This is a genomic window from Scytonema hofmannii PCC 7110, assembly GCF_000346485.2.
Taxonomy (GTDB): Bacteria; Cyanobacteriota; Cyanobacteriia; order Cyanobacteriales; family Nostocaceae; genus Scytonema; species Scytonema hofmannii.
In genome coordinates this window covers 324304-349876 of the sequence record NZ_KQ976354.1, presented here as the reverse complement: position 1 = coordinate 349876, position 25573 = coordinate 324304, and the positions used below count along the sequence as shown (strand labels likewise).

Here is a 25573-nt window from a genome sequence, read left to right as displayed (position 1 = left end):
AAAGTCAACCCCTGATATGATTTATAGCTAAGTAGGAAAAAACAGTGAGTCAGACTTTTGGCAAAGTTATTCGTCAAGCCCGTAAGGACAAGGGATACAGTCAGCGCGAGCTGGCGAAGTTAGTAGATGTAGATTACACCTACCTGTCCAAACTGGAGAACGACCATGCCGCGTATCCTCCTAGTAAAGAGGTCATTCAGTTGTTAGTGCTAACCCTTGATTTAACCGAACGTGAAGAGGAGCTAATGTATTTAGCTGGTCGAATCACAAGCGATGATGAGAAAATTTTTGGTGAACTTCTTAAGACTTATAACAAACAAGTACCTGCTTTGCTACGCAGAATGCAGGAAAACCCTGATTTTGCTAAAAAGCTTCTTCGGGATGCGACACAATCAGATCAGCAGGAGAAGCCAAATTGAATATATTTAAGCAGTATCAATTCATTCCCAAAAGCGAAATTGAGCGTCAAGCTAATGACCTTCTTGCTCGGATGCAAGCTACACCTAAATACTCTCCAAGATGGCCTTTTGATGCTACTCGTGTGGCTGATTTTTTGGATATAGGTGTTGTTTGGGACAGCATACCACCTGACGAACAAGGACCAATAGCGGCTTTAATCCTACCTACAGAACGTGAAATTGTTATCAATCAAGATGTTCCAGGACTGCACGGAGGATACGGAGAATCCACATTAGCCCATGAGATTGGACACTGGGAACTTCATATCAACCACAATGTGCTTGGATCTTGTGTAGAACGGTTAGAGCAAGGTATTGAGGTAAATATGCCACCGTTCCTATGCCGTAATGTGAGCAGACAGCTTAAAAAGATTGAGTGGCAGGCTCAGTATTTTGCTAGTTGCTTGCTGATGCCTCAATCTAAGTTAGAAGAGAAAAGCAAGGGACGTGACTTAACTAAGGAGTCTCACCTTGATGCAATAGCACACGAACTTGGAGTAACAAAACGTAATCTCAAGCATCGTTTAAAAGACCTTGACTGGATTTACATTCCTGAAAACTCTAAGCAAATTTATCTATGTGATAATGCACCTAGCAGAGAAACAGGTGCATTTAAGTAGATATCTCGCTTCCGGTTACCTAAGCTACCCCATATCCTGTATATGGTCGCTTATAAGCTGGATGCAAACCTAAAATAATATCCTCATGGTTGAAGGAGTACTCAACTGATGTGCGATCGCAAGTGAGACTTGTATCACACAATATTTATACTTAATTTTAGCAAGTTCTCGTTTTCTTGACCCTCACTCCCTTACGGCTGAAGAGTTAAAAGAGCAACTATTTCGATCCAAAGCCTTGCGGCATCTTAGGTTAGAATACACCAGTGTAGTAAGGGAGGTCTCAAGGGATTGCACGATCATCACTTGCAATGAAAGTGAAAATTTTCTAAAAACAATGCAATGAAACAATGGTTATTTACAATCCTACTACCTCTAGTTCTACTCCAGAACTCAGCTTTAGCTCAAACACCTCCACTCAGCACTTCTGATAACAAACAGTTAACATTACTTCCGTTAGAAGGTACTAAGCAAATTCAGCTTAATTTAGTGAATTGTAGAGGGTGGTTAGATTGTGCTTTGTCGCGTGTCTTTCTGCCTGCAAGTGCGTATATTGATAGTAGAGAGTTGCAATTTGATAACAGGACTCCAAGAGATGTAACTGTTCTTAATCCTACAGTTGTCGCTCAAGGTGAAATCACGGGCTATCAACTCAACACATCTGCTACAGTCATCTCGCCTAACTCTCAGATTTTACCTGCTAACCAGATAGTTGGTATAAATCTTTTATTAAAACGCTCTGCAATACCTCCCGATCGTTACATCGGTGCTGTCTATCTGAATTTTGATACTGGCAACCGCCTAGCATTGCCCCTAGATTTAAATGTCAGAAGTGGTCCACTTATTCCTCTCCTTGTACTATTGTTAGGAGTCATTCTTGGTAGGCTCATGCAGTACGTAGAAAAGTCAGGAGGCGCTCAAGCAGAGGCTTTGAAAGAAGTGAATCGTCTTGATTTAGACATCGCAGATGCCGATTTAGAAAATCAAGACGATCGCAAGATATTAACAAATATGTCTAAGGAAGTCCGAAAACTGGTTTTTCGAGACAAAATTGATGGGGCAATGTCTCAAATTGAAGCTATCAGAAATCGCTTGGAAGTTTTATTGAACTTACAATTAATGGAGCAAAGAATAGGAGAAGAATCACTCGATTTGAAAACCGAACAATTGGTGCGATCGCAAATAGAAAAAATCCGGTTTTTTATAGCACAACAAGATGATATATCAGCAAATGAATTATTAGAAAATTTAAAAATATGTTTTGAGAATATAGGAACTAGATCGGCGGGTCATTCAGAAATGAGTAGGTCTATAGACAATGCACAAGCTGCAACTGACCGTCTTGTTAAAATAGAGTCTATCCCATTCATTAAACCTACCATAGCTGATCGTTTGCAAAAGTTTTTTGTAACACTTTCTGGATTATCAGACCAAGTTCGTGCTGAAGCAACACTATGGTTTATCAAACCGTTACTGTCCTTAACTCTATTACTGACTCTTACTGGTGTGGGGTTAAATTCTCTCTATATAGAAAATGGTAAAACCTTTGGAGCCAGACCTTTTACTGATTTTCTAGGGTTGATACTTTGGGGATTAAGCGCTGATGTTGCTAGCCGTAGCTTAAGCAAGATGAAGGATAAAGTATAAAGGATAAAAATTTTATCATTTATACTTCAAGAGAGTTAAGCTGCATAACAAATAGGGGCGGGTTGTAAACCCGCCCCCATTGTTTCTGATATATTCCGCCCGACAGATGCAGCCACGGGCTTTAAGCTATCAACCAAATTCACCATATCTTCCAAAGACAATGCCTGACGCGCATCAGACACAGATTTTTCTGGTTCTGGGTGGCACTCTATAATTAACCGCTTCTAAAAACCTATCCAAATCTACTCAATTATGAGCAAAACTGAACAAGTCCAACTCCACGGTATAAGTTCGCTCAATTAGAAGTGCGTTGCCGCTTGGTTCCATCGCTCCGTAACTCCGGTTCCTTGACCACTAATCCCCAGTTAGAGATACTGTAAAAAGAGTGCCTACTCTTAATAGCAGTACGAGACTTAAGAATTTTATTCAGTTGACTCCACTGGCTCCATACGTGCTTTCCATCCTTCACGGAAGTTGAGGCGGTTATGGGGTCATGCATTTTTTCTTTTAAGTGCATACCACGTCGAGCAATAGCCATAGCAGCAGCTTCATCACTAGCTAGACCATATTGACGTGCATATTTCACCAGTCCAATAACGCTGGTGTAAGCAGGATTTACCTTCATCAGATAAATACCGCGATTACTCAGAATGCTTTCTAGTAACTCGTAGAATCGGCTGTATGCCCAACTAGAAAGCATTCGAGCGTATTTTCTTCCACGTTCTCTAAGTTGCTCTTTCTTGGTTGAAAAATCTAATTCTTCACAAACAATTGGACAAGCCCAGGTGTTGGCTAATATGGCTAATTGTAAACAAGCGTCAACAATTTGAGCGTCCTGTTGACCTGATGGCAATCCCATTTGTAATGGAATCTGTCCATGCGCTTTGAGATTACCGTCATGGTCAACGTATGCCCAACCAATTGAACCAGGATTTATGTCAATCCCAATACAGCCATAAGTATAATGTCGAGAAACGCGCTTTACGGGCGCTGGTGTAAACTGCGCTGCTGCATTCCACTTACCATCTTTACGGTAGAAATGCCAAGTCTTAGAACCATCTTTAGGCAATCTGTTAATGTTACGCTCAAAATCACCTAATCTGGTTTGAACATACTTCCCAAATCTTGTTTCCAAGCAAGCTGGAACACGAAACTTCAGAAATTCTCCATCCCACTGACAAACCTGGTTTCCAAAAGATTCATCTTTGGAACCAACAACAAAAGCTTGATTCTTTGGAATAACTGTTTGAATTGGTGCAGTCTTTAAATGCTCAATCTGCTTAGTTAGTTGAAAAGCACGACGCTTTTTGGAGTGGATTTGAAAATGTAAACTTTTCCAATTAGTTTGTCGGGATTGGAGGTCGGTGAACAGGGGCAACTTACAGCCAGTCTTGGACTGTTCCCAGTTGTTTTTACTATAAAATTTTAAAGAATCAGCTAATTTTTTCTCAGACTTGCTAATCCAAGAATTAATGGATTTTCGCTTGCCTTCTAATGTTTTGATATGACGTTTACGATGCTCCTTTGAAGCGTCAACCGCACCTTGAGCACTCGCTATCACACCATTAGCATGACGTTTAGAAATCCCATAAGTTACTTGCAAATGGGTATTCCAACTTGACTTATTGAAACTTTTACTATTTAAAAGGTGATTAGCCGTCTCACACGCTGCTTTATGGAATACCGGACTGTAAGCAGCCAGAAACATCTCAAACTCTGTGAGTCCTAAACTATTCAATTCTTCTGCTCTTGTCGGTAATCCTTTAACATATGTGAGAGTCGTCATATTACGCTACCTCATTTACAACCTGAGTCATCCCATCAATTAATTTCTTGTTTTTCTTACTACGAGAACCATACAAACGTGCTGAAAACACTGTGATAAGTTCAATCATGTCTTGTACGAGTTCTTGTTCAAATGTGATTTCTTCCGAAGTCTTATTGATAATGACCACTTCAGTTTCAAACTCTTCACACATGGCGAATACCAATTCTGCACCAAATCTCAAAAGTCTATCCTTGTGAGTCAACACAAGACGGCTAACGTCACCTTGCATGATACGTTTCAGAAGTTTATTTAGTCCTTTCTTCTGGTAATTAAGACCACTACCATTATCTTGGATGGTTTCAAATTGCCATCCGTTAGCCGCGCTAAACGCTTCTAATACTTGCACTTGACGCACTAAATCTTCTTTCTGGTCATGACTTGAAACTCTGGCGTAATTGATTGTTACGCGATCATCTAGCTGCTTCAAGTCTCTTGGTGTGATGCGTTTGATGTCCGCTAGATAGAATCTTCTCTGTCCTGAAGGTGAACGCTCTGAACGAATCTTTCCTGAGTCTGCCCACCTCCTTAAAGTTGTGATTGAGACACCGAGTTCTTTAGCGGCATCTCCAATACTGATTGTCATTTCTGAGATGTTGTCCATTTTGGATTCCATTAGAGACTACATCCCATTCTCTCACCATTCCGGAAGGTTTGGCAAGAGGTGGCAAGAAATTATCTAACAGCTTCTAGCCCTTTTAACTTCTCCTGAAAAAAACAAAAACCGCAGAGTTCGCTCTGCGGTTCACCGGGTGATTTCCATGTGGAAACTGAATTCACTCCCGGTGAACCACCCTAAACCAAAAATAAAAATAGGAATTAGTGCTTAACATTTGATCGATGTTTTGTGGAGAAAGATAGATTAGACTTAATATACATGACCTTAACAGAGGGAAAGAGTTGCGTCAACCCCCCACAAAGTACTTAAACTTGTAGGCAGGTCTCTTACGCCTGAAGAATGGCAAGTGCGTGCGCTTGGTGCAAACCCGAAAGGGCTTCATTTTTCTACTTCACCTCATCAACTTCTTACCCCCTACAAAGGTAACCAAGCTGTTACGCATTTTATTGCAGTTACAACGAAGGTAGGATACTTGTCAGTGGTACGTTTCTTAGTGTTGAATCTTTTTGAATTGCTTATGCCCAGTTCCAAAATCCTTTCCACATCTTTTAATTATCAAGGAGTCTACCCTTGCCCGGTGTGCCGTGTGGGCAAAATTAGTCATATGCCACTGATGGAGGCTATGTCTTGTGACTTTTGCCAGCAAATTTTTGTTGCTAACGTAGAACAACAACAACTCAAAATGCCTTCTAGACAACCTCCTCTTATTTGGTATTGGAACGGCTTCAATTGGACAGAAGCGCAAATAGAAGGAGTCGAGTTTGGTTGGGGTTACGTGGTAGCTGCGGTCATTTTTATACTTCTTCCCACTGCTTTGATTGGTGTAGTAGCGTATAATTTTCCACCCAATGGACAAGTTCCCTTATCGTGGGTGCCATATATTTGGACAGTCTTAACCTTTTCTTTTCATTTAGCAATTATTGTTTGGCTGTTGATTGAGGTATATCAAATTCCGCTGCGAGCTTATGTACGAGCACTACAACAGCGATTCCTAAGCAGAGGGTAAAATAAAGATTGGTTTTATTCAGAAAATGCATATGATTGATAATGGATGCTCAATTTCCAATTGTTTTCATCCAGAAATTAACGAATACATTCTGTATTACTAGTTTACAATTGATAACACGAGTGGGCTGATGTTGATACAAGTATTTACATTCTTGTAAGGTTTATTAGCTAAAGAAAAATCTACTGAATTCTTGATTATTATGAAACCAGTCCACTCAAGGATATAAAGATGAAGGATGAAATAAGCACCAAATAAAAGCAACTACGAAAAAAACCTAATTTCTGGTCACTGGTCACTGGTTACTGGTCACTGGTCACTGGTCACTGGTTACTGGTCACTGGTTACTGGTCACTGGTTACTGGTCACTGGTCACTGGTCACTGTTAAACAAAGATTATACAAATGATGCAGTCGGAATTTGTCTGTATCACTCATAATGAAATTAATTTCCACTGAAAAGTCTTATGAGCGAGCTGGAGCGGTACTATAGATTGTTGGAATTAGAGCCTGGAGCAACACTTGAGGAAGTGAATCAAGCGTACAAAGATTTGGTTTTTGTATGGCATCCCGACCGACTGCCAAAAGAAAACGTCCGCTTGCAAGAAAAAGCGCAAAAAAAGCTGCAAGAAATTAATGAAGCTCGGGAAAAATTGCGCTCTTTTAAATCCCAGTATCAAATGTCACATAGCAAAGCAGCATATACGTCCTACACACAGACAAAACCAACTCAAAAAACTTACTCTACTCCGAAGCCCAACAACGACTTAAGTGGGAAGGACTTCAGTAAAGCTGACTTGAAAGGCAAAGATTTATCCGGTAGAAATCTGAGCTATGCCAACTTGAGCGGTGCCGATATCAGTGATAGTTTTATGCATAAAGTGAATCTCAGAGGCGCAAATTTATCTGACGCCAATCTATTTAGGGCAAATTTGCTGTTATCTGACCTAAGAGAAGCGAATTTATGCGGTGCTAATCTAATCGGAGCTGATTTAAGTGGTGCTGATTTGCGGGGAGCCAATTTAACAGGAGCACGCATGAGTTCTGGCGATAGAATTCTTGTGAAACTGATAGGAGCTAACCTAACTGGGGCAATTATGCCTGATGGAAGAATTTATGAGTAGTTCCACTGATTTAATTCACAATTTAAAGACTGAATTGCCCTCACCAACTCCTCTGGCTCTACAGGCTTGGGAATATGCAATTGAAATCCGGCTGCCATGGCTCTGTGATAATCAATCTCGGCAGCGTAGGCAGTAAGCGCGATCGCAGGAATTTCTCCCCCTTGCTCTGGTTTCAAACTTCTCACCTGTTGCATCAGCATATAGCCGTCCATTTGCGGCATTCCAATATCGCTGATAATAACATTCGGGTGAAATTGGCTGAGTGCTGTTAAAGCTTCAAAAGCTGAGGCTACCGTCGTGACAGTTGCACCGTACTCCTCCAACACAAAGGTCAAAAACTCTCGCATATCTGCATCATCATCTACCACTAGAATCTGGAAGCCAACCAGAGGTAAAGCAGAAAAACTTACACCAGAGGGCTTATCTATTGTATCCTTGGTCTTTGAACCCTTAAAAAGTGGAAAGGTCACTGTAAAAGTCGCTCCCTGACCAACCCCTGGGCTATCTACCCGCACGCTTCCCCCATGAAGTTCTACCAAATGACGGACAATCGCCAATCCCAAACCCAAACCGCCAAATTGGCGAGTGGTGGCACTATCTGCTTGACGGAAATAATCAAAGACATAGGGTAAAAACTCTGGTGCGATCCCAAGACCAGTGTCAGTGATTCGGATTTGCACTTGGGAGCCAACCTGCTCTAATCTTATCTCAACCTCTCCCCCAACTTCCGTAAACTTAACGGCGTTGGAAAGCAGATTCCAAATGACTTGTTGCAATCGATTGGCATCGCCGGAAACTTGCCCGACATCCGGTTCGAGAATTAACCTCATCTCAATGGATTTGGCTCGAGCTGATAAACCCACTGTTTCAATGGCAGCTTCAATCACTGATGCCAAATTAACTGGGCAGACATTGAGGCTTAGCTTACCCTGAAGGATGCGGGAGACATCAAGCAAATCGTCAATTAATTGGGTTTGTAACTTGGCATTGCGCTCAATGGTTTCCAAGGCGCGATCGCACGCTGCGGGATCGAACTTGCGAGTCCGCAGAAGTTTTGCCCAACCCAGAATCGGGTTAAGCGGTGTTCTTAACTCGTGAGATAGAACAGCTAAAAATTCATCTTTGAATCGGTTGGCTGCTTCAGCCGTTTCCCGTGCGGCTTGTTCTGCTTCATAAAGGTGAGCACGAGCGATCGCTTGAGCACATTGTTGAGCAAGAGCTAGGATAAACGCCCGATCTTCCTCACTCACTTGTTGGGGCTTGACAAATGCCAAAGATATGCCTCCAATAGCCCGCCCCTCAACCATTAATGGAATAGAAATCCAAGCACTAAAATTGTACCGCCCATAAATTTCAGCCAAATGAGGGTAACGCGCTATGCGATCTTCTCTCGGTGCAGTCCAAACAGGTTGCCCAGTTCGCACGGCTTCTGCAAGTGGAGCGGGGGAATCAATGGGAAAACAACTCCATGCCTCTACCAAATCCTCCTCATAGCCAACCGCACGCACAATATGAAGTTCCGTCCTGTTTTCATTCACTAAAGCAACTAGTGCCGAACTAGCATCTAACACAGCCATGCCTTGCTCTACAATAACATCAGACACTTGGGCAGGCGTGAGCGATTCTGAAAGGGCAGCAGTGATAGACTGTAGGCGGGCAATCCGTTCAGCAGTTCGCTCTGCTTTTTGTTGTGCCTGCTGTGCTTCTCGGTAAAGGCAGGCATTGTCGATCGCGATCGCCGCACGATGAGCAACTTCCTGCGCCAAAGTTAAATCGCTTGTGCTGTAACGACGTTCTGATTCAGCCGTGACAAAGGAGATAGCACCTAAGATTCGTCCGCGTGCTATCAAAGGCGAGATGATGCAAGACTTTAAGCCAAGTTCGCGCAGTAACCGTAATTGTTCGGCATCTTCAATAACCAACTCCAGTGCAGAGTCGGGAATTTCAGCCGCAAGTTCTGTTTGCCCGGTACGTAAAACTTTTGCAATTCCATAATTCATCTCCAGCCGTCTGGGGTAACGCTGATGGAATTCCCAGCCAAATTTCACCTTATCTGGATCGCGGTGCGCTATTGCTACCCGACTGATAGATTGGTTTTCTTCCAGTAAATCGATACAGCACCAGTCTGCAAAGTAAGGTACAACCACATTGGCAACACTAGAAAGAGTTCTTTCATAATCCAGTGAAGAGGTCAGTACCGTACTGACTTCAATCAAAAACGCTGCACCCTGCCGATCTGCTTCTGCTTCCAGTCTAGCGGTTTGCTCTCGAATCAGTTGAGCGCGTTCAGCCTCTGCTTGCTTGCGTTCCGTGATATCAAGGATAACTCCCTTGATACAAATTGCTTCACCTGCTTCCTTGAAAAAGGGTTTTCCCCGACAGGCTGCATAGCGGATAGTACCATCATCCCTTATAATTCTATATTCTAGGTTGTGTTCCACACCTTCCTGAATTGCTTGGTTCAAAGATTGGGTTAGCAATTGGCGATCGTCTGGATGCAGCCGATCTAAAACTGCTTCTAAACTCCCAATAAAGGTTTCGGGCGTGATGCCAAACATTTGATAAATCTGCTCATCACAATCAAATCGATTGTTAAGAATGTCCCAACTCCAAACACCAATTTGGGCAGATTTTAACGCTAGGTTAAGCTGTTCTTGACTTTCTGCTAGCCCTTGATAAAGACGGGCATTTTCCAGAGAAATGGCAATTTGGGTTGCTAATATTTCCAATACGGAAAGCTTACCATGGGTAAAAGCCCCTGGGATCAAGTTGTTTTCTAAATACAAAATACCGAGCAAATTTGACTGCCGGGTAATTGGCAAGCAGAGTATGGATTTAGGCTGCTTTTGAATGATATACTCATCTTTTGAAAACAGGTCGTGCTCTGTAGCGTTATGCGCGATCGCTGTTTCTTGAGTTCGCTGAACGTAATTCAGTATTGATAGAGGAATCACCTGTGAAATTTCACCCTCAAATACAGGTCGCAAAACGTTGATTTCCTGTTGTAAATCCACCTTAGCTTCTACTTCGATCGCTAAATTTTCCTCGCGTTCGAGTAGTAAATAACCTTGTTCTGCTCCCGCTTGCTCCATCGCAATCTGCATCAATATCTCTAACAACCGAGAGAAGACAATTTCACTAGAGATAGTTTGAGATGCTTTAACCACCGATAGAAAGTCAAGTTGTTCGCCCATGCTTAAAAATGTGCTGTTAGAGACAGGAACCTGATGGGGGAATATATGCGGATAGCACTCCTCAAGTTGCTTGACTTTGCCCATCGCACCCCAACGGACATAAGCATTTTTTGCTTCTTGCAGATAGGTTTTGGCTATAGTCTCAAACTCCCGATCCAAGTAAAACTTAGCAGCTAGCTCATGTGCTAAAGCTTCATATTGTACAAATCCATGCTTGCGGGCTGAGCGAATTGATTGCTCGTACAAGTGCATTGCTTCCAAGTCTCGATTCTCAATTCGAGCCATTTCCGCCCCTACTAATTGAGATTTGTGTAAGAAGTTAGCTTGGCAGTGGTTAGCCCAATACTCCAATTGACGTTGATGTTTTGCCAGAATTTGCCAGAACCTTTCTTGTTCTTCACAAGACACTGTCGGATAAACAGCCGTTAGGGTTAGGGAGTAATACAGAATATAATCTGTTTCAATGGGTAATGCCAGTGTTGTGACTGGCAACGCAGATAATTGTAAGGCAGAGTTTAGCGCTTCGAGGTACTCTCCATAAGTGAAAAACACAACTAATTTTACAATATGATAAAAGATAATTCCACTGACAAAACCGGCATCTGTAATGATAGATAGAGCCAGTGATTCATCAAATTCAGCATCACTTAGAGTCAGGTTGTGGTGAGTGAGTCCCCGAAGATTTGTTAGTAGCTGTTGCTGTAATTTAATCGTTTGATAAGCAGCTTCATGCTTGGATTGTCGGGCAAAGGTAATGTACTTTTCTAGTGAGGTATGAGTGTCTGAAAGGAGCGCACCCACTTGTATAATTTGCCAAGAACCTTGATAGCCATTGTAGTTAGCCATCGTCACATCACCTGCTTCTATACACCCAAGAAATCCCTTCTCTAAAAAGGGAAGACTCGTAGCAATATGGTTCCGCCAAACATTAATATGACTGCCATGAATGTGCCAAACTGTTCCTCTCAGTTTTAAGTCATTCAACTTTTCATTCAATTGAATTGACATTTCAGAAAATGCATAACCTGTAGGAATATCAAGGAAGATGGAGACTAACAACATGGCATACATACTGTAAGCAAAACAGGAATCTTCCGTATTGCCAAACTGTAGGGAGTAGTTAACTGCTTTCAACACAATCAAGGGAAAAATATTGGGTTTGCCGAGATAAGCTGGAGGACTTGACGTTGTGAGCAAAGCAATTAATGCTTTTAGATTGGGATCTTGAATGATTGGGGCGTCAATTAAAGTGGAAATTGCTCTGCCATCTAAGTTGGTTGAGACTTGATTTTTTTCCCTCGCGATCGCATCTTGAATTTCCGCATCAGAATCTGGTATAATTATGCCAAAAAGTTTTAAAGCTTCTAATCCCAGTACCAGTGCTTCCTCATACCTACCTGCCACTTGGTAAAGTCTGATTTGAAGCATATAAACGTCACACTTGTCCAAATGGGATTGTGCTCTCAGCAATAAAAGTTTAAATATTTCTTCTGCTTGCTCTAAATTTCCCGTTAAAAATTCACATTCAGAGAGTTCTCGGAATAAAGTAAAGGTTTGTTCGTATTCTTCGCTCCAAGCATTTTCTGATAAAAGGTTTGTAGCTGTGGAAAAAAACCTTTTTGCAGGTAGGTAAGCTGTAGATGCTTTTGCCTTCTTACCTGCAATGAGATTTAATCGAACCAGTTCATCTTGTTCTGTCTTTTCAACAATCAAATCGACAGCAATATTAAAGTGATTGACTATATCGAAAATGAGATCATCTGCTTGTTCGGGGCTGGTATTTTGAAGTAGAAGCCTTCCAATCATGAGGTGAATTGCTGGTTTTTGTTCCTCTGCGATCGAGGCATAAGCAGCTTGTTGAATTCTGTCATGATAGAAGCGATAGCTTTTCTCAAAATTTTCCGTTATCTCTATTAAAACGATGAATCCTCTCAGCACAGCTTCCAAAAGTGCATGAGATGTTTCCTCAGAAGATGTTTCACTAACTATTGTCAAAACTTCCAAATCAAAGCGGTTACCAATGCATGAAGCTAACTTAAGCACATGCTGAGTTGCAGGTGGAAGTTTTTGCATTCGCTGAAGCATTAAATTGACAACATTATCTGTCATGCCTTGAGCTTCAATTTTAGCTTGCTCCCACTGCCAGCCACCCTTATAATTAGGGGACTGAGGGGGAACGAAAGTCAGCAGATTTTCTTGATACAGGGTTTTGAGAAACTCGTTCACAAAAAAAGGATTGCCGTCTGTTTTCTGGAGAATCAATTGAGCAAGAGGTTGCGATCGCTCTACCGAACTATGTAAAGTATCAGCAACTAACTGATTCAAGCAGGTAATATTCAAGGGTTTTAGCACAATTTCAGTGATTCTTGCCTCCTGGCGGCGAATCTTTTCCACCATCAAATTTAAAGGATGCGTGAGATCGACCTCGTTATTTCGGTAGGCTAGAATGAAGCAAAGAGACTGAATTCTCGCTCCTGTAATAATGGTTTGAATTAAACTTAAAGTAGCGCTGTCTGCCCACTGCATATCATCTAAAAAGATAGCAATTGGATGCTCTTTTTGGGCAAAGACCTGAATAAAGTTTTGAAATACCAAATTGAAGCGATTTTGTGATTCAGCAGGTCCTAAATCTGGTATGGGAAATTGTTTGCCGATAATCAGTTCAATTTCGGGAATAACATCTGCAATCAGTTTACCATTATTGCCCAATGCAGCAATTATTTTCTTTTTCCGAATGGCAAGTTTATCTTCGCTTTCAGTTAAAATTTGACGAATGAGGGTTTGAAAAGCTTGAACTATTGTGAAATAAGGAATATCTCGTTTGTATTGATCGAACTTACCTGAGATAAAAATCCCACGTTCTCTGACAATGGGTTTGTGTATCTCATTCACGAGAGAAGATTTCCCAACACCAGCATAGCCAGAGACAAGCACAATTTCTGGTGTCCCTTGGCTAACAACTCGCTCAAATGCTTCTAGAAGCTGTGCAATCTCCTGTTCTCGCCCATATAATTTTTGTGGAATCTGAAACCGATCTGAAATATCCCGTTCACTTAAAGGAAAAGGTAAGATTTTTCCGGTGGTTTCTAACTGTTGTAAACACCGTTCCAAATCAAACTGCAAGCCCAAAGCAGTTTGATAGCGGTCTTCTGGCATCTTTGACAGCAGTTTTATGATAATGTCGGAGAGAATTTGGGGAATATGGGAGATGATTTGTGTAGGGGGTAAAGGAGATTTGGCAATGTGACAATGGAGCCACTCTAGGGGATCTTTGGCTTGAAACGGTAGCTGACCTGTTAGCATTTGGTAAAAGGTGACTCCCAGGGAATATAAATCGCTGCGTTGGTCAATTCCCCGATTCATGCGTCCGGTTCGTTCTGGTGAAAGATAAGCCAGACTTCCTTCAATTTGATTGGAACTGCTGACAATTTGCTGTTCGTAGGGGATGAAAGCCGCAATTCCAAAGTCTGCGATTTTTACCTCATGGGTTTGGGGGTTAATGAGGATATTCTGCGGCTTGAGGTCTTTGTGAACAACATTACGATGGTGGATTTGCGCGAGTGCTGTGGTGATTTGAAGGGCAATTTTGAGGAACGATAGGGGTTGGCGAAAATCGTCCAGAAGTTGGTCAAGCGATCGCCCGCCAAAGTCCTCTAGGATAAGATAAGGGATACCCTGATGTAGTTCTAAGGCGTAGGCTTTGACTGCTGCTGTGGTGTTTAACTGGCGGGAGATCGTATACTCGTGTTTGAGTTGCTCAATATTATTAGGTGTACACTGTTCTGGACGTAACCCTTTGATAATAACAGGGCATCGATCTTCAATCCGGATTCCACGGTATAAGACTGCTTTTACCCCTGTTTTTAGCAAAGTGCCAATGATAAATCCGGTTAACGCAACCATTATGCCAAAAGCTCGCGGAATAAATTTGAAATAAGTAACTGTTGTATTATAAGCCTTCTGTTCTATTCAGGTGGCAATTCCTCATCTTTTCTCTGGTGCGCTCTGGTGCGCCTAGTCAGGTTTAAAAGTAATTTATTTAACCGCCGAGACGCAGAGTACGCAGAGGTAAGAGGTGAGATTTTCATAAATCATTTATGATTCCTATAGTGGAAGGGAGTAAACGGTGAGCTTTTGATTTTATATCTTGAAAGGAAGGTGTTTAGATGCTGACAATTTCAGGAACGACTATTATCAAGCAATTGTATGAGAGTAATAATTCTTTAGTTTATCGAGGATGGCGGGTATCAAACCAACAGCCTGTTATTCTCAAAATGCTTAAAGACGCCTATCCATCACCAGAACGTTTGGCTTGGTTTAAGCGCGAATATGAAATTACGCGCAGTCTAAATATACCAGGGGTAATCAAAGCAATAGGGATAGAAGCTGAAGAGCAACGTCCAATCATAGTTTTAGAAGATTTTGGTGGTGAATCTTTATCTCTATTAGGATTATCTGGAAATTTATCTTTGTTAGATTTTCTACAATTAGCTATTTCTATTACTGACATTTTAGGTCGAATTCACGCTCAAAATATCATTCATAAAGATATCAATCCTAGCAATATTGTCCTGAATCCTCATACCAAAGAAGTAAAAATTATTGATTTTGGTATATCAGCAATTCTTTTACGAGAAACACCAACTTTTCAAAATCCAAATATTCTAGAAGGAACGCTTGCTTATATTTCGCCCGAACAAACAGGGCGCATGAATCGAAAAATTGACTATCGTACTGATTTTTACTCTTTGGGCATAACTTTCTATGAGTTACTGACGGGTCAATTGCCTTTTCACAGCGATGATGCTTTGGAATTAGTTTACAATCATATCGCCAAACAGCCAATCCTACCCCATGAAATCAAACCAGAATTACCCATAATTCTTTCCCAAATCATTCTTAAATTAATGTCAAAAAATGCTGAAGATCGCTATGAATCGGCTTACGGCATTCAAACAGATTTAGAGTTTTGTTTGCAACAATTGACTGGTAAAGGAGAAATGGCTTCTTTTCCTCTCGGCAAACAAGATTTTTCTGGTAAATTTCAAATTCCTCAAAAACTGTATGGTAGGGAACAGGAGATAGCAAAGTTACTAGAAGCATTTGTTCGCATTGCTGAGGAAGAAGCAGAAGAAACTTTTCATCCCCAATCTCCAATCTCCAATCCCCAATCCAAAATTCAAAATCCAAAATCCAAAATCGAAATGGTATTAGTTGCTGGATATGCTGGTGTAGGTAAGTCTGCTTTAGTGAGAGAGGTTCACAAACCAATTACTGCCAAGCGTGGCAACTTTATTTCTGGTAAATTTGACCAATACCAGCGCAATATTCCTTACTATGCAATTTCTCAGGCTTTCAATAGTTTGTGCGATCGCATCCTAACTGAAACCGCAGCTGTCTTAAATGAATGGCAAGAGAAAATACTGACAGCAGTTGGTAATAACGGACAGGTTTTAATAGATTTTATACCTAATTTGGAAAGAGTTATTGGTTCTCAACCACCTGTTGTGGAAGTGGGAGTGCAAGAAGCTCAAAACCGTTTTAACTTTGTTTGCCAAAACTTTATTAGAGTGATCGCTCAGCCGGAACATCCTTTAGTTTTATTTATCGATGACTTGCAATGGGCAGATAGGACATCATTAAGTTTACTAAAAACAATTATAAGTGATCGCACGCTGCAACATATCCTAATTATTGGTGCTTATCGAGATAACGAAGTAGATGCAACCCATCCATTGATGGGAATTTTAGAGGAAATCAAACAAGAACAAGGGATAATTTCCATCATTCATTTAAATAACCTGACTCAGCCAGATATCAACGCTTTAATTGCTGACGCTTTAGCTTGTTCCCAAACTTCCAGTCAAGCATTAACCAATTTAGTTTATGAAAAAACACAAGGAAACGCCTTTTTCACAACTGAGTTTTTAAAGTCTCTTTACGTTGAAGGTTTATTAAACTTCGATTATACGCAACGTAAGTGGCAATGGGATGTCAGCCAAATTCAAGCCAAAAATATCACAGCGAATGTGGTGGAATTGATGGTGAGCAAAATAGACAAATTGCCAGAAATGACTGAGTCTATATTAAAGTTAGCCGCTTGTATTGGTTATAACTTTGATTTGCTAACGTTAGCTACTATATCTCAAACATCCGCTCCTCAAGTTTTCAATACACTCCTAGGCGCATTGCAAGAAGGTTTATTGATTTCCTTAAATGAGAAGTATAAATTACTGGGACTTGGAGATGATAGTTTTTTAAGTCAAGTTAGGTTACAGTTTTTACACGATAGAGTCCAGCAAGCTGCTTATTCTTTAATTGAGGAAACGCAAAAGCAAGTGACTCATTTGCAAATCGGACGTTTACTCTTAGCAAATTTTACGCAGGAAGATTTAGAAGCAAGAATCTTTGATGTCGTCGATCAATTTAATCAAGCGATCGACATCATTGATTCACAAACAGAAAAAGTTAAATTAGCGCAATTAAATTTAATGGCTGGGGAAAAAGCTGTAGCTGCAACGGCTTATGAACCAGCATTTCAATATTTTAAGAATGGAATCAAGCTCCTAAATACAGATAGTTGGCAGCAACAGTATAAACTCACTTTAAGTCTTTACTCAAAAATGGCTGAAGCAGCTTATTTAGTTGGTGAATTTCAGCAAATGGAGCAATTGGTACTAGCAGTACTAACTCATGCCAAAACAGACTTAGAAAAAGTAAAAGTTTATGAAGTCAAAATTCTAGCTTTGATAGCTCAAGGTAATTTAAAAGCTGTTATTCTTATAGGTCTTCAAATCCTACAGATGTTAGGAGTCATTATACCAGTAGAACCAAGCTCTGACCATATTCAAAAATTGCTAGAAGAAAATAATTTACTTTTAGCCGATCGTGAAATTGAAGATTTAATTCATCTACCAGAAATAACTCAACCGGAAAAATTAGCTATTCTAAATATTTTAGACAGTATATCTCCTACTGCATATATAGTTTCTCCAAAAATGTCCTTTCTCATTACTTTATTAAAAGTTAATTTATCTATCCAATATGGCAATAACTCTTCTGCTCCATCAATTTATGCTGCTTATACTATAGTTTTATGTGGTGTATTTCAACAAATCGATAGAGGTTATAGATTTGGAAAACTGTCTTTGAATTTAGCTCATAAACTCTACAATCAAAAAGTACGTTCTAAATCCCTACTTGTGTTTGTCGAGCACGTTCTGCATTGGAAAGAACATTTCAAACAAGCACTAACATTTTTGTCTGACGCATTTCAAGGATCGTTAGAAAGCGGAGATTTTGAATTTGCATCATATAGCGCCTGTGGTTGGTGCAAATGTGCATATTTACTTGGTGAAGATTTAGTTAAGATAGAGAAAAAAGTGGCGAATTACCATCAGAAAATTCGCAAAATAAAGCAGAAAATGTCTTGTAATTGGATAGCTATCTATTGGCAAACAATTCTTAACTTACTTGATAGCTCTGAAAACCCTATACAGCTAGTCGGTCATGATTTTAACGAGAAAGAATTTATAGCGATCGCGATCGCAGCAGAAGACAACGTAGGATTACAAATGTTGTATTTAAATAAACTTATTCTCTGTTATTTATTTGGAGATTTTCATCAAGCCTTAATAAATGCGGAGATGGCTAAACAGTATTTACAAAGTGTGTTATCAATGATAGTCACACCTATCTTTCATTTTTATGATTCTTTAGCGCATTTAGCAGTCTTTCCCGAACTTTCAGATATGGAAAAACTAGCTTTCAACGAGCGAGTTAATGCTAATCAAGAAAAAATGCAAAAATGGGCAATATCTGCTCCTATGAATTTTCAGCACAAATATGACTTAGTTGAGGCAGAGAAAGCACGAGTCTTAGGTCAAATAGTTGAAGCCATGAATGGTTACGAAAGAGCAATTAAAGGTGCTAAAATTAACGGTTATTTACAAGAAGAAGCTTTGGCTTATGAATTAGCAGCTAAGTTTTACTTAGAACTTGGGATGGAAGAATTTGCTCAAACTTACATAACTAAAGCCCATTATGGTTATGTTCGTTGGCAAGCGGTGGCAAAGGTGAAGCATTTAGAAGCACAATATCCTCAATTTCTTGCTAAAAAATTAATCAATTCTACAGAAGAAAATTTCACAAATTCCAACACTAATATAAACTCATCAAATGCTCTTGATTTAACCAGTATTCTAAAAGCATCGCAAACTTTGATTCAGGAGATTGTCTTGGATGTCCTCTTAGCAAAAATTATGAAATTAGTGCTGGAAAATGCTGGTGCAGAAAAAGGTTATTTGATTTTGAATGAACAATCGCAATGGAGGATCGAAGCATCAGGCAATATTAACTTAGATGAAATTGATGTTTTGCAATCTATCCCAATCACAACGGTCAGTAATAATCAAGATACGCCATTAGTTTCCAATGCGATCGTTAATTACGTCATCCGTACCCAAAACAGTGTAGTTTTACACGATGCTGTTCATGAGGGAAATTTTACTCACGACCCCTATGTAGTCAAACAGCAGCCAAAATCTGTGCTGTGTTCGCCACTGGTGAATCAAGCCCAACTTACGGGTATCTTATATCTAGAAAATAATCTCACAACTGGTGCTTTTACTCCCGACAGATTAAAAGTTTTGAATTTGTTGGCATCCCAAGCGGCTGTTTCTATCAAAAATGCCCAACTGTATGCTGAGGTACGTCAAAACGAGGCTAAATTAGCGCAATTATTAGAGGGTTTGCCTGTAGGAGTATCCGTTCACAATACTAATGGTGAAGTTGCTTATCTCAATGAGATTGGACAGCTTATACTTGGTCAGAGTGTAAAAGCAGAAGCACGACTCGCAGAACAATTATCAGAAGTTTATCAAGTTTATATTGCTGGTAAGGATGACCTCTATCCTACCGATAGGTTACCACCTATACGGGCGTTAAAAGGTGAAACTGTGAAAGTGAACGATCTAGAAATTCGTCTACCTAATAAAATTATCCCTTTAGAAGTGTACTCCACGCCAATTTATGATGAAAAAGGTAATATTAGTTCTGCCCTTAATGCTTTTATTGATATTACAGAACGCCGACAAACTCAGAAAATTTTAGCAGAATACAACCGCACTTTAGAAATTCAAGTTGCAGAAAGAACTGCTGAGTTAGCTAGTACCAATACTCAATTACAACAAGAGATTAGCGATCGCAAAAAAGCTGAGCTAGAACTACAACAAGCCAAAGAACTGGCTGAAACTGCTAACCGGGCGAAGAGTGCTTTTTTGGCAAATATGAGTCACGAACTGAGAACACCGCTTAACGCTATTCTCGGCTTCACTCAAATTATAAACCGCAGTTCTGCTTTACCAAACGAACATAAAGAAAATCTTAGCATTGTTAGTCGCAGCGCGGAACATTTGCTGAACTTAATCAATGAGGTGCTGGACATGGCGAAAATAGAAGCCGGTTGCACCACTTTTAACGAAACTGACTTCGATCTCATCCACCTGCTGAAGGATTTAAAAGAAATGTTTCAATTAAAGGCGAACGTCAAGCAGTTGGAGTTAATTTTAGACTGTTCCCCAAATATACCCCAATATATCAGAACTGATGAAATTAAATTGCGTCAGGTTTTGATTAACTTGCTCTCTAATGCCATCAAGTTTACCAAAACTGGCAGCGTGACCTTACGTCTCAAACAGGAAATGATGGATCGACAAGAAAATGTCCAATTACATTTTGAAGTAGAAGACACGGGGTGCGGAATTGCTACAGAGGAATTAGATACTATCTTTCAAGCTTTTGTACAAGCCAAAGCCGGACAGCAAATCCAAGAAGGTACGGGTTTGGGGTTACCTATTAGCTGCAAGTTTGTGCAATTGATGGGAGGGAACCTCACAGTTAGCAGTGAGTTAGGCAAAGGCAGTATTTTCAAGTTTAATATTAATGCGATCGCCCTTGGCGCAAGCCGTACCCGGCTTATCGCACCTCAAAAAGCACCTGTCGCTAATAAAGTAATCCATAGAGTGGTTGGTTTAGAACCCAACCAATCAACCTACCGCCTCTTAGTTGTAGATGATCGATGGGACAATCGCCAACTGCTGGTTAAATTACTGACGACCGTTGGCTTTGAAGTGTGCGAAGCCAGTAACGGTGCTGAAGCCATCGCAGTTTGGGATACTTGGGACCCCCATCTTATACTAATGGATATGCGGATGCCAGTCATGGATGGTTACCAAGCTATAAAACAAATCAAAGCCACTTTAAAAGGACAAGCTACACCTATCATTGCCGTAACCGCCAGTACCTTTGAAGAAGAACGCACAGTCATTCTTTCCACTGGTTGTCATGATGTTATTTGCAAGCCTTTTCAAGAAGCAGAGTTATTTGAAAAAATTCAGACACACTTGGGAGTGCAGTATCAATACGAACAAAGCATTTCTCAGCAATCTGCTGTAGAATTCAAACCAGAAACTCTCACTCCAGAATCTCTCGCCAGTTTGCCCAGCCATTGGGTCGAATCCCTCCATACAGCTACAATTGAGGGAGATATGCAGTTAATGCTCAACTTAATTGACCAAATTCGCGATCGCCATCCGTCTCTAGCCAATGCTTTGACTTTTTTAGTCAACAACTTTCAGCTTAAAAAGATATTAAGCCTAACCCAACCCTGACAAATGACCAATAACCAATGACAAACTTAAATGATAGATAACACTACTATCAAAGCCAATATTTTAGTGGTTGACGACAACCCAGAAAATTTACAACTTTTGGTAGCAATCCTTTCCGAACAAGGTTATAAATTGCGAGTCGCTGTCGATGGTGAAATGGCGCTTCAATCTGTGAAAGCAAGTCAGCCGGACTTGATATTACTAGATGTTATGATGCCAGATTTGAATGGTTATGAAGTTTGTCACCAGCTTAAAAAAAAATCAGAAACCAGTAATATTCCTATCATATTTATAAGTGCTTCTAATGAAGTATTTGATAAAGTTAAAGCCTTTCAAGTTGGGGGAGTAGATTATATTACCAAGCCATTTCAACGAGAGGAAGTTTTAGCGCGTGTCAAGCATCAACTCACACTTCAGCAAATGCAACAAAGTTTGTCACAAAAAAATTTAGAATTGCAAAAGTTAAATGAAGAATTAAAACGCTCTAATTTAGAATTAGAACAATTTGCTTATGTAGCTGCTCACGATTTGCAAGAACCATTAAGGGCGGTTACGAGTTATACGCAACTTTTAATGGAGGAGTATCAAGATCGTTTGGATGGGACAGCGCTGGAATACGCAGATTTTGTTGTGGATGGCGCAAATCGAATGCAGGAGTTGATTCAAGGATTGCTTGCTTATTCCCGTGTAAGTTCTCGCGGTCAAGCATTTGCACCCACCGATGTTAATAATGTAGTGAATCAGGCATTGAAAAATTTACAGGTGGCGATCGCCGAGAGCAATGCTAACATTTCTCATGACCTTTTGCCTACAATTGATAGCGATCGGACACAACTGGTACAGCTATTTCAAAATCTTATTAGCAACGCAATTAAATTTCGCCGGGAACAACCCCCCCAAGTTCATCTTTCAGCAGAGTTAAAGGAACGGGAATGGTTGTTTTCAGTACGAGATAATGGAATTGGGATTTCAGCAAAATACCTCGATCGGATTTTTGAAATCTTCAAACGCCTTCACACCCGCAAAGAATTTCCTGGGACTGGAATTGGGCTGGCTATTTGTAAGAAGATTGTGGAACGTCATAAAGGGCTTATCTGGGCTGAATCGCACTTAGGACAAGGAACAACATTTTACTTTACCTTTCCCCAAAGTCGTTAGTCAAAGCTGATTGGATAGCGTCTCTTCATAAAGCTATCAAAGATAAAATTAATTGAGAGAATTTGCGATCGCATCTTCCTTAACAACAAACATCACGGTGCCTATATACTTGTTCTTTGGTGATACCGATCCATTCATTCCTCTTGAACGGGTTAGACAAATGGAGTCTCGGCTCAAGGAACTCGGTAAAGACTACACGTTGAAGGTTTACAATGATGCTGACCATGGGTTTTTTTGCCACGAGCGTTCTTCCTACAATCCCTTGGCGGCTGAAGACTCTTGGCGCGAGCTAACACGATTCTTTCACAAACATCTGCAAGAGTCTGCTTAGCAACTTAACCGGATGCGCTATTCAAAACCTGTCCAAACTTAAGCATTAATGTGCTTAAGGGCAGGAAAACCGATAGCGCGGGGTTTTTGACGGATATGAGGAGCCTCAAGGACTTGCACGATACTGTACTTTCGCAAGCGAAAGGTACTTGTTTGCCGTAGCTTGCCATGCATCCGACAGTTAGTCGGAACCTTTTTGTGAGAACCGGAAAAGTAAAACTTATTGCGATTAAAACCGCCTATGGTATTACTTTTTTTGGCTACCTGACTCCAAGCGCCCGACCTTAGCATATCCTCTGGCTTTCTAAAGTAGGAACGAAGAGACGAAGGTACTTTTTCAAGTCTGCCTTGACCGCGACGTGCTATTACCAATGCAGCTGCACATCCAGAACTCAAGGCATACATTTTCATGTACTTTGTGACCCCAATAATCGATGTATAGGCAGGGTCAACCAAAATCAACTCAACACCAAATCTCGAGCATCTAGTCTCAATCATTTGGTTGAATTGACTGTAAGCCATATTAGAAAGCATCCGTGCATACTTCGCACCAATTTCAATCATTGATGCTTTCTTTTTGGCGAAATCTAAATCTTCAATTACGACAGGAACACCATGATTGGATGCAATTCTAACTATCTCGGCAACTGCTTTTCCGATTATGTCTTTCGTCTGTTTAGACCGTTTATCCTGTATATTGATTTTAATAGAGCCGTGACGTTTTAAGTTGCCGTGCCTATCTACGACCGTCCAATCAATACTGCCTGGATTGAAGTCTACTCCTAAAGCGCCTGCTTCGAGAGAAGATTCCTTCTTGGCTGGCTGGACATTAACCGTCGCATTGATATAGAACCTGCCATCTTTATCTACTATTTCGTAAGTTACAGGTTGCTCACTTCCCTGACGAGCCGTTTCTTTCTTCTCCCCATCTTTTCCCTTACGAGTTGACTTGATGACAGTCGGTTTGATTGCGTCCGTCAGCCATTTTTCCTCACGTTGAAACGTGATTTCATACAGAACAACATGAGTTCCGTATTTGGCTTGTAGGCATGGTGAGACGGTGATGGTTAATGTTTCTAGTTCTGGGCTATATCTTACTAATTGATTGCCTGCGGTGAAGTTTTTGGAACCAACAAAAAACGACCGTCCACTCCGGGATTTGCGCCAATCTTCCAACCATTCTTTGTGAGAGCTATACCCGTTCTGTTCTAAATTGTATTGAGCTTTAAATAACTTGCTGCTGCCAAAAGTAACGGTAAACTTACCGGATTTCTTGGACTCTTTGAGTCGTTCTATTTTGGCAAGTAGCTTATTAAGCTTCTGCGACTTGAAGTGAATCTTTCTTGTTAAAGACTTGACAGCGAGAGCGTGCCCCATCTCTGAGGCTTTTTTTATTTTCCCCCTCAGTTTACCTATCGACTTTCTAATCCCTTTTATCCGGTTATAGTTATCATCGATATATGTGTCCACCAATTCCGCCTGAGAACTATATACACCCTCGGCTTTGTTGTAGGCATTCTTTGCTTCAGAATTCGATAACCCAAACCGGGTTTCTAACTCTTTACAGATCAGCTTCTCTAACGAAGATTCCTTTAAAGTAGTCTTACCAATTTGGTTTCTTAATGAGAATCCCTTACGTATAGCTTGCCCAAAGACGGCATTGTATTCGTCCAAGTATTCCAGTCCTTTGATATTAGCTTCTAGCTCTGGCACTATCGTCTGTATCGTTACTTTGGGCAAGCTGATCACCCCCTTTTCTTAAAATTATCTATTCGGTGATTATACATTACCTCTTGTACATCTGACGCAAACTTTCTCATTTTTTTTTTAATTTTAGAAAGGAGTGAATAGTACTTTTCCCCAAACTTGTCGAATAGTCCAGGACAGGTTTGGTCTACTTTGGAGAACTTTGAGCAAGAAAACCACTACTTAGTAATAGCCGCTCGATATTCCATCCTTTAGACCACAGAATTATGAAGCCAAATCGTTTGCCTTACGAGCAAATTCCACATCCTTACTTGTGATTCCGCCAGCATCATGGGTGGTCAAATCAATGGTGACGCGGTTGTAAACGTTAGACCATTCCGGGTGGTGTCCCATAGACTCGGCAACTAGTGCCAAACTGGTCATAAAACCAAAGGCTTTAACAAATGACTTAAACTCAAACTTGCGGTGAAGTTTTTTAGACTGGATACTCCAACCACTGAGTTGACTTAAAGCTTCTTTGAGTTCGGTATCAGATAAAACGGTAAGATTACTCATAGTAGATACTGATAGGAATGAGTGAGGCTGAGGAGTCATTTCCTTTGCAGAAAGGGAGCCGAGCGAGCAAACACTTATTGATAAGGTTACCAAAGCGATAACTATGACTGTCCTGTAAAGCATATCCCGCCCATCGTACTTATTTCAAGCATACAAGTAAATAGTACAGTATACCAAACAGAGATGTATTGGTAGTGGATGGAGTACCTCATATGTTGCACCTGGAAATTTGAATGTCAATTCCTTGACAAGCGTGCTAGTTCTCTCAGGCGCTGATAACACTGTTGACTAAACTTTTCTATGATTTTCTCGTCCCTCATAGGTTATAAGTATTCTAAAGGACTACGGACTTAATGGAGCGCAGGCTCGCAGGAAAAGGAACAGCAATAGCAACAGCAATAGCAACAGAAACAACAGCAGCGATCGTGTCGTTGCCACCTCAGCAAGAAGTTGATTTCTATAAGCGTGTTTTCGTCTAGTCATAAACTAAAAATAAAAGTTAAAAAGCGGATGAGGTTTCTGTAGTCTGTTTGAATACGGTTAGGACATCCTCAAAATTTAAACGCCTCTAGCGCGATATCTGGAGGCGTTTAAATTTTGATTTATAGTTATTGCCTGTATATATAGATAATCTAATCGGTAAAATTAGAATCCGGAGTGAAGA

Annotated in this window: 14 protein-coding genes and 1 pseudogene; 9 read left to right on the top strand and 6 right to left on the bottom strand. The window is 40.6% G+C overall.

The window, feature by feature from the left end:
• Positions 1 to 44: 44 nt before the first annotated feature.
• The 3 genes from WA1_RS01500 to WA1_RS01490 all read left to right on the top strand — a co-directional run bounded on the left by WA1_RS01500 (position 45) and on the right by WA1_RS01490 (position 2722).
• The gene (locus tag WA1_RS01500; protein ID WP_017748675.1) at positions 45 to 419 is read left to right on the top strand and encodes a helix-turn-helix domain-containing protein; all 375 of its coding nucleotides are present in this window, start codon (positions 45 to 47) and stop codon (positions 417 to 419) included.
• Complete coding sequence (locus WA1_RS01495; RefSeq protein WP_017748674.1) at positions 416 to 1078, top strand: ImmA/IrrE family metallo-endopeptidase; 663 nt, start codon at positions 416 to 418, stop codon at positions 1076 to 1078. The genes WA1_RS01500 and WA1_RS01495 overlap by 4 nt, the downstream gene beginning before the upstream one ends.
• 339 nt (positions 1079 to 1417) lie before the next feature.
• On the top strand, positions 1418 to 2722 hold the full coding sequence (locus WA1_RS01490; RefSeq protein WP_017748673.1) for a hypothetical protein: 1305 nt from the start codon (positions 1418 to 1420) through the stop codon (positions 2720 to 2722).
• A 35-nt stretch (positions 2723 to 2757) separates the two neighbouring features.
• Here the strand turns inward: WA1_RS01490 and WA1_RS52105 are convergent.
• From WA1_RS52105 to WA1_RS01480, 3 genes and pseudogenes are all read right to left on the bottom strand, one after another.
• Positions 2758 to 2940, bottom strand: a pseudogene (locus WA1_RS52105) (3-deoxy-7-phosphoheptulonate synthase); the annotation flags it as partial.
• Between the two features lie 77 nt (positions 2941 to 3017).
• Complete coding sequence (locus tag WA1_RS01485) at positions 3018 to 4508, bottom strand: IS200/IS605 family element transposase accessory protein TnpB (RefSeq protein ID WP_017748671.1); 1491 nt, start codon at positions 4506 to 4508, stop codon at positions 3018 to 3020.
• Position 4509: 1 nt separating this feature from the next.
• Positions 4510 to 5151 (bottom strand): IS607 family transposase, encoded by a 642-nt coding sequence (locus tag WA1_RS01480; RefSeq protein ID WP_017748670.1) that lies wholly within the window; start codon positions 5149 to 5151, stop codon positions 4510 to 4512.
• Between the two features lie 532 nt (positions 5152 to 5683).
• Here WA1_RS01480 and WA1_RS01475 point away from each other — a divergent pair.
• Both WA1_RS01475 and WA1_RS01470 read left to right on the top strand, forming a co-directional pair.
• Positions 5684 to 6172, top strand: a complete 489-nt coding sequence (locus WA1_RS01475) for a hypothetical protein (RefSeq protein WP_026135231.1) — start codon at positions 5684 to 5686, stop codon at positions 6170 to 6172.
• Positions 6173 to 6638: 466 nt separating this feature from the next.
• On the top strand, positions 6639 to 7295 hold the full coding sequence (locus WA1_RS01470; protein WP_017748668.1) for a pentapeptide repeat-containing protein: 657 nt from the start codon (positions 6639 to 6641) through the stop codon (positions 7293 to 7295).
• Here WA1_RS01470 and WA1_RS01465 read toward each other — a convergent pair.
• Positions 7286 to 14392, bottom strand: coding sequence for an AAA family ATPase (locus WA1_RS01465; RefSeq protein ID WP_017748667.1), 7107 nt, complete (start codon positions 14390 to 14392; stop codon positions 7286 to 7288). The genes WA1_RS01470 and WA1_RS01465 overlap by 10 nt on opposite strands.
• A 263-nt stretch (positions 14393 to 14655) precedes the next feature.
• On the opposite strand from WA1_RS01465, the gene WA1_RS01460 reads away from it, so the two are divergent.
• From WA1_RS01460 to WA1_RS01450, 3 genes are read left to right on the top strand one after another with little or no spacing between them, the layout of a single operon-like run.
• Positions 14656 to 21159 carry a hybrid sensor histidine kinase/response regulator gene (locus tag WA1_RS01460; protein ID WP_017748666.1) on the top strand — a complete coding sequence of 2168 codons (6504 nt, stop codon included), beginning with the start codon at positions 14656 to 14658 and terminating at the stop codon, positions 21157 to 21159.
• 30 nt (positions 21160 to 21189) lie between these two features.
• A complete protein-coding gene (locus WA1_RS01455) occupies positions 21190 to 22317 on the top strand; it encodes a response regulator (RefSeq protein ID WP_017748665.1) in 1128 nt (375 codons plus the stop codon).
• Between the two features lie 52 nt (positions 22318 to 22369).
• Positions 22370 to 22648, top strand: coding sequence for a dienelactone hydrolase family protein (locus WA1_RS01450; RefSeq protein ID WP_081402813.1), 279 nt, complete (start codon positions 22370 to 22372; stop codon positions 22646 to 22648).
• A 38-nt stretch (positions 22649 to 22686) separates the two neighbouring features.
• Here WA1_RS01450 and WA1_RS01445 read toward each other — a convergent pair whose 3' ends face one another.
• Positions 22687 to 24396: an IS200/IS605 family accessory protein TnpB-related protein gene (locus tag WA1_RS01445; RefSeq protein ID WP_017748663.1), complete on the bottom strand. Its 1710-nt coding sequence runs from the start codon at positions 24394 to 24396 to the stop codon at positions 22687 to 22689.
• Positions 24397 to 24618: 222 nt separating this feature from the next.
• A complete protein-coding gene (locus WA1_RS01440) occupies positions 24619 to 24909 on the bottom strand; it encodes a 4a-hydroxytetrahydrobiopterin dehydratase (protein ID WP_017748662.1) in 291 nt (96 codons plus the stop codon).
• A 353-nt stretch (positions 24910 to 25262) separates the two neighbouring features.
• Here WA1_RS01440 and WA1_RS59275 point away from each other — a divergent pair, with 353 nt between their 5' ends.
• A complete protein-coding gene (locus tag WA1_RS59275) occupies positions 25263 to 25388 on the top strand; it encodes a hypothetical protein (protein ID WP_017748661.1) in 126 nt (41 codons plus the stop codon).
• The last annotated feature ends 185 nt before the right edge of the window (positions 25389 to 25573 follow it).